At 37.0% G+C, this 13,470-nt stretch carries 15 protein-coding genes and 1 pseudogene; 1 reads left to right on the forward strand and 15 read right to left on the reverse strand.

Going from position 1 to position 13,470, the window contains the following annotated elements:
• Positions 1 to 6 precede the first annotated feature (6 nt).
• The 8 genes and pseudogenes from AADV52_RS07245 to rsmG all read right to left on the reverse strand — a co-directional run bounded on the left by AADV52_RS07245 (position 7) and on the right by rsmG (position 7,284).
• Positions 7 to 1,730 (reverse strand): annotated as a pseudogene (locus tag AADV52_RS07245) (ABC transporter ATP-binding protein).
• Between the two features lie 114 nt (positions 1,731 to 1,844).
• Entirely contained in the window at positions 1,845 to 2,627 is a 783-nt protein-coding gene (locus AADV52_RS07250; protein WP_014919470.1) for a DUF1129 domain-containing protein, read from the reverse strand.
• Between the two features lie 8 nt (positions 2,628 to 2,635).
• On the reverse strand, positions 2,636 to 3,736 hold the full coding sequence (gene ychF / locus AADV52_RS07255) for a redox-regulated ATPase YchF (protein WP_014919471.1): 1,101 nt from the start codon (positions 3,734 to 3,736) through the stop codon (positions 2,636 to 2,638).
• A gap of 58 nt (positions 3,737 to 3,794) precedes the next feature.
• Positions 3,795 to 4,058 carry a DUF951 domain-containing protein gene (locus tag AADV52_RS07260; RefSeq protein WP_014919472.1) on the reverse strand — a complete coding sequence of 88 codons (264 nt, stop codon included), beginning with the start codon at positions 4,056 to 4,058 and terminating at the stop codon, positions 3,795 to 3,797.
• Positions 4,051 to 4,935, reverse strand: coding sequence for a ParB/RepB/Spo0J family partition protein (locus tag AADV52_RS07265; protein WP_014919473.1), 885 nt, complete (start codon positions 4,933 to 4,935; stop codon positions 4,051 to 4,053). The genes AADV52_RS07260 and AADV52_RS07265 overlap by 8 nt, the downstream gene beginning before the upstream one ends.
• The gene (locus AADV52_RS07270; RefSeq protein ID WP_014919474.1) at positions 4,913 to 5,692 is read right to left on the reverse strand and encodes a ParA family protein; all 780 of its coding nucleotides are present in this window, start codon (positions 5,690 to 5,692) and stop codon (positions 4,913 to 4,915) included. The genes AADV52_RS07265 and AADV52_RS07270 overlap by 23 nt, the downstream gene beginning before the upstream one ends.
• A gap of 15 nt (positions 5,693 to 5,707) precedes the next feature.
• Positions 5,708 to 6,547 (reverse strand): nucleoid occlusion protein, encoded by an 840-nt coding sequence (noc, locus tag AADV52_RS07275; RefSeq protein ID WP_014564239.1) that lies wholly within the window; start codon positions 6,545 to 6,547, stop codon positions 5,708 to 5,710.
• Positions 6,548 to 6,561: 14 nt separating this feature from the next.
• A complete protein-coding gene (gene rsmG, locus AADV52_RS07280) occupies positions 6,562 to 7,284 on the reverse strand; it encodes a 16S rRNA (guanine(527)-N(7))-methyltransferase RsmG (RefSeq protein WP_014919475.1) in 723 nt (240 codons plus the stop codon).
• A gap of 159 nt (positions 7,285 to 7,443) precedes the next feature.
• Between rsmG and AADV52_RS07285 the strand changes: the two genes are divergently transcribed.
• Positions 7,444 to 7,980, forward strand: a complete 537-nt coding sequence (locus AADV52_RS07285) for a CvpA family protein (RefSeq protein ID WP_014564241.1) — start codon at positions 7,444 to 7,446, stop codon at positions 7,978 to 7,980.
• A 41-nt stretch (positions 7,981 to 8,021) separates the two neighbouring features.
• Here AADV52_RS07285 and AADV52_RS07290 read toward each other — a convergent pair whose 3' ends face one another.
• The 7 genes from AADV52_RS07290 to AADV52_RS07320 form a co-directional block, all read right to left on the reverse strand.
• Positions 8,022 to 8,951, reverse strand: a complete 930-nt coding sequence (locus tag AADV52_RS07290) for an FAD:protein FMN transferase (protein WP_014919476.1) — start codon at positions 8,949 to 8,951, stop codon at positions 8,022 to 8,024.
• 8 nt (positions 8,952 to 8,959) lie between these two features.
• The gene (locus tag AADV52_RS07295) at positions 8,960 to 9,751 is read right to left on the reverse strand and encodes a tyrosine-protein phosphatase (protein ID WP_014919477.1); all 792 of its coding nucleotides are present in this window, start codon (positions 9,749 to 9,751) and stop codon (positions 8,960 to 8,962) included.
• Positions 9,752 to 9,842: 91 nt separating this feature from the next.
• On the reverse strand, positions 9,843 to 10,391 hold the full coding sequence (locus AADV52_RS07300; protein ID WP_014919478.1) for an NADPH-dependent FMN reductase: 549 nt from the start codon (positions 10,389 to 10,391) through the stop codon (positions 9,843 to 9,845).
• A gap of 13 nt (positions 10,392 to 10,404) precedes the next feature.
• Positions 10,405 to 10,944: an NADPH-dependent FMN reductase gene (locus AADV52_RS07305; protein WP_014919479.1), complete on the reverse strand. Its 540-nt coding sequence runs from the start codon at positions 10,942 to 10,944 to the stop codon at positions 10,405 to 10,407.
• 142 nt (positions 10,945 to 11,086) lie between these two features.
• On the reverse strand, positions 11,087 to 11,710 hold the full coding sequence (locus AADV52_RS07310; RefSeq protein ID WP_014919480.1) for a TetR/AcrR family transcriptional regulator: 624 nt from the start codon (positions 11,708 to 11,710) through the stop codon (positions 11,087 to 11,089).
• Positions 11,711 to 11,842: 132 nt separating this feature from the next.
• Positions 11,843 to 12,079: a hypothetical protein gene (locus tag AADV52_RS07315; protein ID WP_014919481.1), complete on the reverse strand. Its 237-nt coding sequence runs from the start codon at positions 12,077 to 12,079 to the stop codon at positions 11,843 to 11,845.
• A gap of 147 nt (positions 12,080 to 12,226) precedes the next feature.
• Positions 12,227 to 13,405: an IS256-like element IS1201 family transposase gene (locus tag AADV52_RS07320; protein ID WP_126096198.1), complete on the reverse strand. Its 1,179-nt coding sequence runs from the start codon at positions 13,403 to 13,405 to the stop codon at positions 12,227 to 12,229.
• Positions 13,406 to 13,470: the final 65 nt, after the last annotated feature.

A 13,470-nucleotide genomic window follows, 5' to 3' on the forward strand; every position in this document is an offset into this window, starting at 1 on the left:
GCTCACCTACTTTCCTTGTTCTTCTTGGAACTTAGCAATTGAACTATAAAGCTCGTTAGTCTTCATTAATTCTTCATGCGTTCCAATATCTTGAATTTTACCGTGATCCATAACGATGATACGGTCAGCATCCTTAATTGAAACAATTCTTTGTGAAATGATGATCTTCGTTGTATCAGGCATGTCTTTAGCCAAAGAAGTTCTGATTTCACGTTCAGTACTGGTATCAACAGCTGAGGTAGAATCATCCAAAATTAAAATCTTAGGATTCTTAAGCAAAGCTCTCGCAATAGTAATTCTTTGCTTTTGACCACCAGATACGTTGTTACCACCTTGTTCAATCATGGTATCGTAACCATCTGGCATTTCACGGATAAAGCCATCAGCATGCGCAATTTTAGCTACAGCTACGACTTGTTCATCAGTAGCATTCTCGTTACCCCACTTGAGGTTATCCTTTACCGTACCAGTGAACAAAACGTTGTTTTGTAAAACCATCGCAACGTTATCACGCAAAGTTTTTAAATCGTATGACTTAACGTTATGACCCGCTACACGAACGGCACCTGCCGTTACATCATACAAACGCGGAATCATAGAAACCAAAGTTGACTTAGAAGAACCAGTTTCACCGATAATTCCTAAAGTTTCACCTGATCTGATATGCAAATTGATATCATGTAACGCATCGGTTTTATCAGCTAATTCATATTTGAAACTAACATGATCAAAAATAATTTCACCGTTAGTCAAACGCTTAAGTGGCTTCTTAGGATTTTCAATGGTTGGCTTTTCAGTAATTACGGCAGCAATACGACGACCACTAGCACCTGAAACAATCAATTGTGTAGTAATCATAGCTAAAATATTCAAACTGAACAAAACAGAGTTTGAATATGTGAACATTGAGATAAGTTGACCAGTTTGCAAAGTGCCGCCAACAATTTCTTTAGCCCCAAACCAGCAGATAGCTAAAGTAGAAATGTTCAAAACGGCAGCTACAACTAGTGCATTCAAAGACATGATCTTTTGCGCTGTAGCGAACAACTTATAAATAAAGCCTGATGACTTTTCGAATTCCTTAATCTGATTTTTTTCCTGAACATAAGTCTTTACTTCGCGAATACCCCGAACATTTTCACGAACGACTTGGTTCATGCGGTCATATCCTCTAAAAATCTCAGGGAAATATGGATATGCAGATTTAATAATTAATCCTAATAGAATCGCAAAAATTGGGCCTATAACTAAGAAAATCAAAGATAATCTTGGACTAATTATTACAGACATCACAATTGAAACCAAGAACATCATTGGTGCTCTAACTGCAATTCTGATAATCATTTGATATGCCATTTGCAGTTATTAACATCAGTAGTCAAACGCGTAACCAAACTAGCACTTGAAAAACGATCGATATTTTCAAAAGAATAGTCCTGCATATGGTAGAACATATCCTTACGCAAGTTAGCCGCAAAACCCGCTGCAGCATGTGCTGAAACATAACTCGCACTAGCACCTAATATCAATGAAACGATAGTTATTATCAGCAATAACAACCCCATTTTACTGATATAGGACATATTCCCCTTCATAATTCCATTATCGATCAAAATTCCGACCAAATATGGAATCAGCATTTCGATAATTACTTCGCCAATAACAAATAATGGTGAAAGCAATGACAATTTTTTATATTGTCTAATCGATTTGCTTAATGTTTTGACCATATAGACCCACCTTACCATGCACTTCATAAATAAAAAGATAAATAGGCTGTTACCTATTTATCTTTTTTTGACGTTATTAAATTAAGTATGTACTTTTTCTTAAAAAGAAGCAAATTATTTGCGTCGTACATTTGGTGCAAATGGTGAACCTGTAATCTTGTAATATCTTCTGAACAAGTAGCGAGCACCAAATGCAATTGCAGCGATAATAATATCAACTTCACCTGGTAATACTGGGTTAATTGGCTTCAAGGCTGGAAGAGATAATAACCAAATCCATACGAATAATACAACGACAACTGCGATCATGCCTAAGATAATCTTAGCCCATGATTGACGCTTGCCATTTTTAGGCATAATCCAGTCATTATACTTAACCATACCGATACCCATTACGATACCTACACTGGCTAAAGTCAAAATACCCATTTGAGAGTTTGCGGGTTGCTTCTTAGTCTCAAATAAAGCAACGATTCCAAACAAACCGACAAAAATTGCAAGATACATCAAGGCACCATCAATAGCTAATTGCCAAAATGGAGTTGCAACTGGCTTCTTGTTTGGATGAAGCATTTGTTCTGCCTTGATTTTTGGAGAAGCTAAATACAAACCATTGGCTGGTTGACCGTGGCGTTGAGCCACTATAATTTCGCCTAATAATTTATCAGTCATCTCTACTGCTTCAGCACGAGAAATTGAACCTTGCAATTGTAATTCTTTTTCCAAACGGAAAACGTAATCTTGATTTTTATTACTCAACTTATTACGTAATTCCTTAGGATCCATTTGCTTAATTTCTTCGTCTTGATTATCAGCTTCAGTTTGACGCTTCAGTTTTGCTTGCTTTTCACTATCAATATTTGAAGCTGTTTGTTCTTTTTTTGTCTCTTCAGCCATTCTTACTCCTAGACATTAAATCTAAATTCGATAATATCACCGTCTTGAACTTCGTAGTCCTTACCTTCAAGACGCAATTTACCTGCTTCCTTAACCTTTTGCATAGTTTCAAGTTTGTCCAAATCGTCAAAGGAAACAACTTCAGCACGAATGAAGCCACGTTCAAAGTCTGAGTGAATAACACCGGCAACTTGTGGAGCCTTCATACCCTTGTGGAAAGTCCAAGCACGAGTTTCAGGACCACCAGCAGTAAAGAAGGTTCTAAGACCTAAAATGTGGTAAGCAGCACGAATCAAACGGTCCAAACCAGATTCTTCAACGCCTTCCATTTCAAGAAATTCCTTCTTTTCATCGTCATCCATACCAGCAATTTCTTCTTCAGTTGCGGCAGAAATACCTAAGCATTCAGCACCTTCGCTTTCAGCATGTTTCTTAACGATTTGGTAGTACTTGTCGCTTTCGGGGTCAGCCATTGAATCTTCAGCGATATTAGCTACGTAAATAACTGGCTTAGAAGTCAAAAGGAATAAGCCTTTAACAATCTTTTGTTCATCTTCATTGAAGTCGATTGAACGAGTAGCGTTACCTTCTTCAAGAACTGGTTGCAACTTATTAAGAACAGCCATTTCAGCTTTAGCTTCCTTGTCGCCTTGTTGAGCAACTTTCTTCACCTTGTTGATGCGGCGGTTAACAGCATCAAGGTCGGCAATTGCAAGCTCTAAGTTAATAGTATTAATGTCTTCTTCTGGATCAACCTTACCTGTAACTGAAGTAATGTTGTCATCATCAAAAGCACGAACTACGTGAACAATAGCATCAGTTTGGCGAATGTTTTCGAGGAATTTGTTACCAAGACCTTCACCCTTTGAAGCACCCTTTACCAAACCGGCAATATCAGTAAATTCAAAAGTAGTGTGCACAATCTTCTTAGCAGGAATCAATTCTTGAATTCTTGCTAAACGCTTGTCAGGAACTTCAACCATTCCGACATTTGGTTCAATGGTGGCAAATGGGTAGTTAGCCATTTCTGCACCAGCCTTAGTAATCGCATTAAACAAAGTTGACTTACCAACGTTTGGTAAACCAACGATACCAGCAGTTAATGACATTTGTTGTCCTCTTTTTCTAAAAAATCTATTTTTATAATTTTTATCTTACTTGTCTATTTTATCTAAAATTTGGGCGAACGATACGATCTTTTGGCACATATTGCTCTTTTTTTGCATTAACCGGATCATTAGCCTTAGTTAGAACCTTTTTCAGCTTCCGGTTAAATTCGCTACGTGGCATCATAACCATGTGACCGCATCCCATACACTTCAGCTTAATATCAGCACCCATACGCAAAATTTCCCAGTCATTTACTTGGCATGCATGGGGCTTTTTCATTTGAACTGTATCAGCTAAATTATAAGCGATATCTTTAGTCATCTAAATCAACACCTAACATATCAAGAATTCTATTCAACTCTTCAGCAGAAGTAAAATCAATTGATAGGTGACCCTTACCTTTTTTGGTTTCTGAAATATTAACGCTTGCGCCAAACTTATTAGAAAGTTGGTTTTCACTTGCTCTAATAAAGGCTGACTTCTTAATAGCCTTATTTTGAGGCTTTTTGGCATTCATTTCATTGACCAAGGCTTCAACTTTACGAACAGGTATCCCTTCCTGGGCCACCTTTTTAGCTAAGCCATCAATCTTGTCTTTATCTTTTAAAGCTAAAAGAGTTCTAGCTTGACCCATTGATAATTCGCCATGTTGCAATAAACACTTAGTTTTGCTTGGTAAAGTCAATAAACGTAAATAGTTGGCAATATATGGACGAGATTTGCCCATTCTCTTAGAAACTTCTTCTTGAGTCAAGCCAAGATTTTTTTGTAGCATTTCATAAGCTTGAGCTTCTTCAAGTGGGGTCAAATCTTCACGTTGCAAGTTTTCTAGTACTGCAACTTCCATCATTTGACTCTCGTCAAACTTACGAACAATTGCAGGAATAGTCTTTTTCTTAGCTAACTTCGATGCACGATAACGGCGTTCACCGGCAATAATTTCATAGCCATTGACGGACTTGCGCACGACAATAGGTTGAAAAACGCCATTCTCCTTAATAGAATCAGATAATTCCTTCAGGCTCTTATCGTCAAATCGTTTTCTAGGTTGGTATGGATTAGGCCGAATCTCACTTAAATTGAGTTCTTGAACTTCTTCAGTCTCTTCAATTTGTGGTTCATCTTCAAATAAGGCTTCAATACCACGGCCTAAGCTGCCTTTTTTTCTAGTTTCTTTACTTTTGGAGTCTCTTACCATGAGCTTTTAACACCTCTTTTGCTAAATCATCATATACCTTAGCACCACGAGATCTTGGAGCATATTCGGTAATCGACTGACCATAACTTGGAGCCTCTGCTAATTTAGTAATTCTTGGGATAATTGTCTTATAAACTTTTTTACTAAAGTATGATTGTACTTCCTTAACTACTTCAGCACCCAAATTAGTTCTAGCATCCAGCATAGTTAAAAGCACGCCTTCAACGCCTAAGTCCTTATTGAAGTGCTTTTGTACTAAACGAATAGTATTTAAAAGCTGACTTAAACCTTCCATAGCGTAGTACTCACTTTGAACTGGGATCAAAATTGAATCGGATGCAGTAAAGGCATTAATTGAAAGCTGCCCCAATGAAGGAGGACAATCAATAAAGACAAAATCATATTGATCACTAATTGCATCTAAAGATGACTTCAGTCTCGTTTCACGTGCCATCATGCTAATTAACTCAGTTTCAGCTCCAGATAAATTAATAGTTGCTGGAACCATGTCTAACTTAGCTGTTGACGTATGATGAATCGTATCTTGGATTGGAATTTCGTCAATCAAAACATTGTAAATGTCCTGGTCAATCTCTGATTTTTCAATTCCTAAACCAGAGGTGGCATTTCCTTGTGGGTCAATATCCACAATTAAAGCACGGTAACCACGGTCGGCAATTGAGGCTGCTAGATTAATAGTAGTAGTGGTTTTACCCACGCCACCTTTTTGGTTAGCAACCGAAATTACATTTACCATATTTTCCCATCCTTTCTACTTTCTTTTTAATTCAATGGTGATTTTATAATCATCAGGATTTTTATCTTCTTTAATTTTAACCTTAATTCCTGAATCTTTTGCCAATTTAACAGCCTTCTTGATGGTATTAATTTGAACTTTAAGATCCTTAGGGATGCGGTTAACAACACGCTTTTGTTCTGCTTTTTCTTTCTTCTTAGGTTGAGGATTAAAGTAGGCATCAACATCTTTAGCAATTTCTTCAGTTTGCTTTACATTCAAGCCTTTAGCTTCAACCTCAGCTAAAACTCGTTTTTGATCTGCAGCATCTAAATTTAAAAGAGCACGACCATGACGAGCAGTAATCTTGCCTTCAACTAAAGCAGTTTGCACATCATCATCTAATTTGAGCAAGCGCAACTTGTTTGCAACATAAGATTGAGATTTGCCCATGTCTTTAGCCAAAGCAGTCTGAGTTAAATCATTTAATTTCATTAAATTAGTATAAGCTTTAGCTTCATCAATGGGGTTCAAGTCTTCTCGTTGCAAGTTTTCAATTAAAGCAAGAGAAGCTGCTTGATCATCGTTCATATTCTTGACGATTGCTGGAATAGTCTCCCAGCCTAAACTCTTAGCAGCACGATAGCGACGTTCACCTGCAATAATCTCATAGTGATCATCACCATCTTCACGTACTACGATTGGTTGAAGCAATCCATCTTGATCAAGAGTATCAGCCAATTCCTTAATTGAGTCATCAGAAAATTGACGTCGTGGTTGATATTGATTAGGAACAATCTTATCTAACTCAAGATCTTGAATTTGCTTATTCTTGGGGATTTCTTCATCATGATGCATAAAAGAAAATAATGACATTCTTCATCCTCCTATTAACATATTGGTTTACGCCGCGGCGTCCCTGCTTGACGAGGGTATTTCTTTGGCGTCTCTTTTACTTTTTTAACTAAAACCAAAGTTCTTTCTTCTGTAGTTCCTGGTAAAGTCAGCTCTTCATCTTTAATCAATTTGCCGCCGAGAACTGCAAGTGCTTTTTTGCCTTCATCCAGTTCGTCTTCAGCCTTTGGCCCCTTAAGAGCTACAAAATAGCCGTCTTTTTTTACCAGCGGTAAGCAATACTCGCTCAAAACGCTCATCTTGGCTACGGCACGTGCGGTAACAATGTCGAACTTTTCACGATAAAGCTTATTTTGACCAACGTCTTCGGCACGACCATGAACCAACTCCACATTATCCAAACCCAATTTAGCAATCAGGTCTTTCAAAAAAGTTAATCTTTTAGCTAGTGAATCAACAATTGTTACTTTAAGAGATGGCTTTAAAATCTTCAACGGAATCGAAGGAAAACCAGCTCCTGCTCCGACATCACAAAGAGTAGCTCCATCTTTAAAAACATCGCCAAAAACAAAAAGTGGCGTAATACTATCATAAAAATGCTTGAGATAAACTTCATTTTCTTCTGTAATTCGAGTCAAGTTAACATGTTCATTGACCTCAATTAAGAATTTAAAATAAAGTTTAAATTGTTCTTTTTGTTTATCAGTTAATATAAAATTATGTTTTGATAATTCTAAGATAAATTTTTCAGGATTCATTTTTCACCCGTGAAACCTTGTTTCACACTTCTAAATTTAACGCTATATACTTATTAGTAAAGATAAATCGTCCTTACAATTATGAAGTATTTTATTGCAATCGTCAAAGTTTTGCCGCATGCAAAATAGGGTATAATATTCCGCAAAGGAGAATGAAAAATGGTTGTTACTTTAATTGTTTTGGCTTATTTAGCTTACAAAGCCTATACGGGCTATAAAACTGGCTTTACCAGATACATTATTGGTTTAATTTGTTCCGCCATTGTCTTCATGGTTGCAATTTTCATGCAAAATCCATTTGGCAATTGGCTTTATACCCAAATTACGGGAGAAATGATCAAAAGCAACTCAACAACTAATGTAGAATTGATGATCGCGCGCTTTGCGGCCTTCTTCATTATCTTCTTTGTTGGTAAAATGATCATGAAAATATTTAAAGGCTGGATTCCTGCTAAAAATCCACACGCCACTAATCTTGGCAGCCTTTTAGATAATGTTCTAGGAGCTCTAGCATCCCTAGTAGCCAGCTACTTCATAGTCTACGTTGTCTTATCAATGTTCAATGCTTTGCAAAATCCATGGTTCATGCAACAGACAATAGATTCTAGCTTTTTGCGTTTCATTATCTACAGCACACCTGGGCTTTCCAACGGCGTCTTCAACAGTATCTTCAATATTGGCAAGACCGTTGGGTAAACAAAATAGGACTAAACAAACTATTTGCTTAGTCCTATTTTTTACTTATTAAAATTGTCGTATTCAACATGTTCATCGTTATAAACAAAAATTGCTCCGATTCTGTCGGGATTATCATGCCAATTCTCAAGAGGATGACCTACAAAGAATAATCTCTTGCATTCAATTTCTGCTTCAACTGATGTTTTTGTAAAAGTGGTTACGCCTGCCAAATTTGTTTTTACAGGATAACCAGTTCTAGGATCGATTAAATGGTGATACTTATGCCCATCAACCACTAGATAACGCTCATATGTACCACTAGTTACAGCTGAACATTCTCCTACCATTACAGAAGTAATATTATCGCCACGAGGCTCTTTTGGATCTTGGATACCGATAACCCATTTGCCATTATCTCGTTTAGGTGAATCGCCTACCAGTAGAATATTACCACCTAGATTGATAATGCCTGCCTCAACGCCGTATGCTAGCCATAAATCACGAATTCGATCGGCAATCCAGCCCTTAGCAATACCACCAAGATCTAATTCCATTCCCTTCATTTGAAGAAAAACGGTTTGATCTTGATCGTTTAATTCTACTTTAAACGGATCTGTCATCAGCATCTTGTCTTTAATTTCTTCATCCTTAGGGACATGAGCGCCTTTAAAACCGATATGCCATAATTTTACTACTGGTCCAATCAAAGCGTTAAAGCCAAAATTTTCTCTGCTTTTTTCTACGGCTAACTTCACTAGGCTATAGACTGCACTCGAAACTTGAACAGGATAATCACCTGAGGCATGATTAATATCCATTACTTCAGATTGATCACGATTAACAGTAAAAATATCTTCATAATGATCAATTAAATCAAAAGATTTTTTCAATAAGCTTCGATCTTGTGTCCCGAATATTTGCAAAGTAATCGACGTGCCTAAAGCATGGTGATGACCTACTACTTGTTCTAATGCTAAATCTTTAATCATTTTAATTTCTAGTTCTCTAAATACAATTCACGTAATTTATCACGCAATTCCGGCGTTACGCCAATTTTTTCTTCAAGATAATTATCGATACCACCAAAATCTTTTTCAATTGCAATTAATGCAGTATCTAAGAATGCATCAGAGACAGAACCTAAGATGCGCATATTGGCGCGGAAACATAAATTTTCTCCCTCTTCTTGCATCTTCTTATCTCGCACGGCGCGGTAATCATTTAGCATATAATTTGAATACAGATAATCTTGCCTAATAGTCTCCATATCAACGCCCAATAGGTAAAGAACAACCACCGTCACAATTCCTGTTCTATCCTTACCTTCTGAACAATGATAAAGAACTGCACCATCTTCAGTATTAGCTAAAACTTCTAGAATTTTGTGAATACTATTTTGGGCATGCTCTTTTAATACATGCGAGCGATAACGATCACACATCATTTTAAAACCAGCATATTGGTCATGACGATAAATTTCAAACGTTTTAGCAAGGTCTTTTTTGCCACCTTGCGTATTATCATCAGTAGAGATAGACAAATTAATGTGTTCTACGCCCGGGATCTTACTATCAGGCATATTATGACACTCTAATGGCGAGCGTAAATCAATGATTTTAGTCAAACCATAATCAAGCAAGAATTGTTGATCATGTAACGTAATATTACTGATCTTGCCTGTTCTAAGTAAACGATACATCTTTACTCTACGTCCATGATCGCCAATATAGCCGCCCAAATCACGAGGATTGCGGACTCGCTCTAATGGCAAAACAATTGGATCCACCATTTAATTCACCCCCATTACATTTCATTTTTGATAAAAAACCGGATAGCTTTCTATCCGGTAATTTTATTATTGAGCTAGAGAACTAGCAAAATTATTTATTTGCTTGTTCCACAAATTTGATGAAGTTATCCATCATTGCATCTAATTGCTTGATGTAGTCTTCATTTGAAAGATCACCAGTAGTTTTATCAAAGTTGCTTGGTGCACCACCGATTAAAATTTCGTTGCCTGGCAAAACATTAGCGCTCATATCAGGTGAAAGCAAAATTTCACGTGCATCTTCTTGAGCACGACTTGAGCCTTGAATACCGTATGATGTACCCACAACTGCTGCTGGTTTCATCTTCATTACATCAGGACCAGCGTGTGAGCCAAGCCATTCAAGAGCACTTTTAAGAGCTGCAGGAATAGCATGATCATATTCAGGTGTAGTCAAAATTACGCCATCTGCATTTTTAATATCTTCAATCCAATTTTTGGTAGCTTCATCTGGTTCAGCTGTTCTAGAGAAAGGCTTAATTTGATCAATTTCTTTAACTTCAAAATCAGCCTTATCTGCATAACGCTTAGCAATAAATTTTGCTAAAAAACGATTATATGAAAATGGAGCATTTGTACCAACGACTACTAATAATTTCATTTAAATAAGCCCCCTACTTAGTAAGTTGTGCATACCAATCATCTACTTCATCAAAGAAGTGATTCAAAAACTTAAGCGTACCTGGTTCTGCCAAATTGCCTTCTTCATCAAATTGTTGTAGTGCTATTCCCATCATGAATTCATCACCATTAAATACGTGAGCACTAAAACCAGGAGCAGCTAAAATACTCTTTAAACGAGTTTGAGAACGGGCAGCACCTTGAGGCATTGGTGAAGTTGAAACAATTACAACTGGCTTGTCATGGAAAGGATGAACTGAACTAGAAAGCCACTCAAGAGCGCTCTTTAAGGCACTTGTAACTGAGTGTTGTTGTTCTGGAGAACCGATCAAGATCATGTCAGCATCTCCAACTTTTTCACCTAAATCTAAAATTTCTTTAGGAGCCTCAACACCTTCTTTGAACATTGGTAAGCCCTTAACAGTTGCAAAGTCGAAGTCGTATTTATAATCTAAATTTTTGATAATAGCTTTGAGCAATTTTTCGTTAAATGAGTTATCTGCATTTGAGCCAGATAAAGCGAGTACCTTCATAAAAACCACCTTTTGAAAATTCCTTTAATATATTAATTATAACCTAATGACCACAAAAATAGCTGTTTTTTAACAGCAAAAAGACACCTCACTATTGTAAGGTGTCTTTTCAGATTAAAAAGCACAGATGATTGATGAAATATTATGCTAAGTTATCCTTAAGAGATACTTCGTCATCTGCAGCAAACATTGGATTCTCTTCTGTTTCGCTAAGACGATCGTTAAGCATAGCATCATGGATTTGAGCATTCAAAACATTAATGATTTGGTTTTGGTTGAAACTTGCAATTTCATTTACAACCAATGCAGCCATACCAGTAGTTGAAATCCAGTTAGCAATCACAATGTCATTAATCTTGTCTTTATCATATCCAGTGTCAGGATATTGTTCATTAAACTTTTCAATTCCAAGATCCATCAAAGTATCAGCAATAATCTTGCTGCCGAACTTACCATCAACGAACATTGCACGGAACAAGTTAACATGCTTTTGTGCAAAATCAATGTATGATAAATCCAAGTCGATTAAAGGCTTACCAGTGACCTTTTGGTGCAAAGTGTGAGTTCTTAAATCTGAAGAAATTCTCTTCAATACTTGATTACGAAGATCTCCCATATTATCGAATTCTAGATATAAAGGTTGAGTTGAGAAGTGTCCTGCCTTCGCAATACTACGAGCTGTTAAGCCTTCAATTCCGCCTTTAATAGCCATCTTATAAGCAGTATCTAAAATCTTGTCTTTGCTTATTTCTTTTTTTCTTGCCATTTTAATACACCTCAATCATTTGTTAAACATGTGCTTTTCAATACGCTTGTTATTTTTATCTTCATGTACATCATATATCCAATAAATAACAAATGAAAGTCTAAACATTGTATTTTTGTCACTTTCTTATAGTCACTTAAATAGCGATGAACCGTTATCTCCGGTAAATTGATCATAATGTGAGGATACCATTTCAATAACTGCTTGTTTATCTAACCCTTGTGCAGCACAGAATGAAAAGAAAGCTGCAGAAAGAATGTAGCCTCGCTCACGATCATCTGTCAGATTATCAGAAAATTTCATATTAATAGTATGATCTGCATAATCTGTCGTTAACTCAATTGATTTATTTTCTGGTCCTTCAGCCATGCCCAGACCCCCTTTTTTTACATATTTTAAATATAATATAAAAATTAATACAATTACATTATAATTATGTTACAAATGCGATTTAGGAAACTGTCAAATCTTTTGTGTAAATAGATCTTTCTCATAGATTGATTTTTTATTCTTTATTTAATCAAAGTAAGATTCTAAGGTGTCCTGAACCTGACCAAAGCCTTTGTGAATTCGGTTGAAGTAGCGGTCATTGTAACTCATTGCTTGAATGCCAATAAAAGTATCAAGCGACTGTTCAGTCGGAAACTCTGCTTTAGGCTTAGCCTTGCGCTTAATGACGTTGTTAAAAGATTCAATCATGTTGGTAGAGTAAATTGAAGCTCTGATCTGCTTAGGATAATTATAGAAGACCAGCAGGTCCGGCTCGATGTCTTTCAGGTTTCTTATGACATGATTATAACTCTTGTCCCATTTGGCATAGAAGGCATGCAATACATCAACAGCAGCTGCTTTATTGGCTTGCTGGTGAATCTGCTTGAATTCGTTCATAATTGCCTCGCGATCCTCCACGCGTACTTTAGCGCAGATATTACGCATGACATGAACCAAGCAACGCTGGAAATGAGCTTGAGGATAGGTCTTTGCCAGTGCTGTCTTCATGCCCACAACGCCATCTGAAAGAAAAAGCTCTACTTGCTCTAAGCCGCGAGACTTCATGCTTTGGAGCAGCTCCGTCCAGACTTCAATGTTTTCATTGGGCGCAATGCAGTAGTCGATAACTTCCTTGTGGCCATTAGGTTTGATACCAATGGCAATATAGACAGCTTCACGTTCAAAAGTTTCTCGGCGCAGAGGAACGTAGGTAGCGTCTAGATAAACGCAGAAGAACTTATCGCTCAGCTTACGCTTGTGATAGGCCTCTACCTTGGGGATCATCTGCTTAGAAATATTGGATACTTGAGCGGGGCTGTAATGGCTGCCATACATTTTTTCAATCAAATCAGCTATCTCTCTGGTAGTTACACCTTTAGAGTAAAGCTTGATGATCATGTTTTCCAAGACATCGGAGTGCTGCTTGTAGTCAGGCAGCGTGTGCTGATGAAACAGGCCGTTGCGGTCTCGTGGCACCTGGATTTCAATTTTGCCAAACTGCGTATCCACCTTGCGAAAGTAGGCACCGTTCCTAGAATTGCCGGTATTCCAGCCGTCTCTTGCATAAGGATTATAACCTAAAAAGGCAGTTAATTCAGCTTCTAACAAGTCATTAACTGCTTGTTGTAATTCTTTACGCAATAAATCATTAATTTTGTCTTGATTGAATAGAGCTTGAGCCATATTTTTGGTAAAATCATTCATGAAGGAGTTCTTCTTTCTGTATGTGTTTTTTGTTCAAACCAATCATACGAGAAAGGAACTCCTTT

The organism is Lactobacillus helveticus (assembly GCF_046109915.1).
GTDB lineage: Bacteria > Bacillota > Bacilli > Lactobacillales > Lactobacillaceae > Lactobacillus > Lactobacillus helveticus.